The organism is Bradyrhizobium sp. 159, assembly GCF_023073795.1.
Taxonomy (GTDB): domain Bacteria; phylum Pseudomonadota; class Alphaproteobacteria; order Rhizobiales; family Xanthobacteraceae; genus Bradyrhizobium.
Genome location: NZ_JADPKE010000103.1, coordinates 1 through 1408, shown reverse-complemented (window position 1 = coordinate 1408; position 1408 = coordinate 1). Strand labels below are relative to the sequence as shown.

Genomic DNA, 1408 nt, shown 5'->3' with positions numbered 1-1408 from the left:
TGCCCCCATATGTGGAACGGCCCGCGTGGCAAGAGCTTTTGCAGTCGATCTCACACATTGGAACGGTGCGGTCATATGTCCGGCCTTTGCGCGCGGCACATGGCCGCTGGCCTCGATGAGATCCGCGGAACGAGGAGCTAAATCAAGTTTACGCGTTTGAGCGCATTGGGGGCAGTAGCTTCACTCGTTTCGGGATGTCGTCCCATGGGTTCATCGGCTGTTGTTGCACCTTGCCTCTGCCGGCCTGCGCCGGTCAGATCGCTTTGGCGGTCACTGCGTCCATCAGACGGCGGCCGCGGCAGTCAGCGGGTCGGGACGTCGGTACGTCCCACCCTTGTTCAGAAGCGCCCAGATGATCCGCGCCGTCTTGTTGGCCTGCGCGACCGCGGCAACCTTGAAGGGCCGTCTGGCGAGAAGCGCCTTCAGCCACGGCCGCGCCCGAGCGTCGTTTCGGACAACCCGCAAGACGGCCGTCGCCCCGACAACGAGGAGAGAGCGGAGTTCCGGATTTCCCATCTTCGATATTCCTCCCAGTCGCTCTTTGCCTCCGCTTGAATGAGGCCGCGGCGTCAATCCCAGCCAGGCGGCAAAGTGGCGAGCCGACTTGAACCCGCCGGGATCCGGCACGAGCGCCTTGATGGTCGCCGCCGTGATGGCGCCGACGCCAGGGATCGTGGTCAACCGACGCATGTCCTCGTCGTGCTTTGTCTCCACGACAATCGCGCGCTCGAGCCTCTCGATCTGGTCGGCTGACGCTTCAATCTCGTCGGCAATAGCCTTCAGCGCGAAGCGCGCTGCTGCGGGCAGGCGAGCATCTGTCTGATCCCGTATGATTGCGACCAGCGTCTCAACTTTTGCCAGGCCGGCGGTGGCGATGATCCCCAATTCTGCCAGATGCGCGCGCAACGCGTTGACCGCCTGCGTTCGCTGCCGCACCAGAAGAGCGCGGGTCTTCAGCACCATCGCGGCAGCCTGTTGCTCAGCCGTCTTAATCGGTACGAAGCGCATGGTCTTTCGGGTCACCGCTTCGCTGATGGCCTCTGCGTCCGCCGCATCCGTTTTGCCTCGCTTTACGAAGGGTTTGACATAAGCCGGCGGAATGAGCCGCACCTCATGACCGAGAGCTGCGATCTCGCGCGCCCAATAGTGGGCGCTACCGCAGGCTTCCATCCCCACCAGGCATGGTGGCAGTTTTTCGAAGAAGCGCAGAACCTCGCTGCGCCGCAATTTCCTGTTGAACACGGGCGAGCCCTCCGCATCCGCGCCGTGAACCTGGAAAACGTTCTTGGCCAAATCTAACCCGATGGTGCTAACCTGTTTCACGGAACGGTCCTTCCTTTGTGGCGTTCGAACAACGACCACGTTCTAGCACTTTGATGCTGTTGGAGCGGGCCGTTCCACCACATCA

The 1408-nt window shown here is 62.1% G+C and carries 1 protein-coding gene; it reads right to left on the bottom strand.

Annotated elements, in window-relative coordinates:
- Nucleotides 1–282: 282 nt before the first annotated feature.
- The gene (locus IVA96_RS32855; RefSeq protein ID WP_247279020.1) at nt 283–1323 is read right to left on the bottom strand and encodes an IS110 family transposase; all 1041 of its coding nucleotides are present in this window, start codon (nt 1321–1323) and stop codon (nt 283–285) included.
- Nucleotides 1324–1408: the final 85 nt, after the last annotated feature.